Consider the following 367-nt stretch of genomic DNA (forward strand, 5'->3'; position numbering starts at 1 on the left):
TGTTCACTTTTTTAATACCCTGTTCGCTTGATTGAAACTTTATGCTGATTGTCCTGTCGCCCGCCAAAACGCTCGACCTTGAAACGCCCCCGACCACCAAACTGCACAGCACGCCCGATTTCCTCGACCGTTCGAGCGAGCTGATCGAGGCCCTGCGCGCCTACTCGCCGGACCAGCTCGGCACCCTGATGGGCATCTCCGACAAGCTCTCGGCGCTCAACGTGGCGCGCTACGCGAGCTGGAACACCGGCCCCGCCGACGGCCGCCAGGCCAGCATGGCCTTCAACGGCGACGTCTACGCCGGCTTCGACGCGCGCAGCCTCAAGCCGCGCCAGCTGGCCTACGCGCAGGAGAGCGTGCGCATCCT

General features: G+C 64.0%; 1 protein-coding gene. It reads left to right on the top strand.

Annotation, left to right across the window (positions count from 1 at the left end; all coding sequences use genetic code 11):
* Nucleotides 1-41: 41 nt before the first annotated feature.
* The coding region (locus D0817_RS26870; RefSeq protein ID WP_127341011.1) for a YaaA family protein at nucleotides 42-367 on the top strand (326 nt) is incomplete at its 3' end.

Origin of the sequence: Flavobacterium cupreum (genome assembly GCF_003996965.1) — a bacterium.
Taxonomy (GTDB): Bacteria; Bacteroidota; Bacteroidia; order Flavobacteriales; family Flavobacteriaceae; genus Flavobacterium; species Flavobacterium cupreum.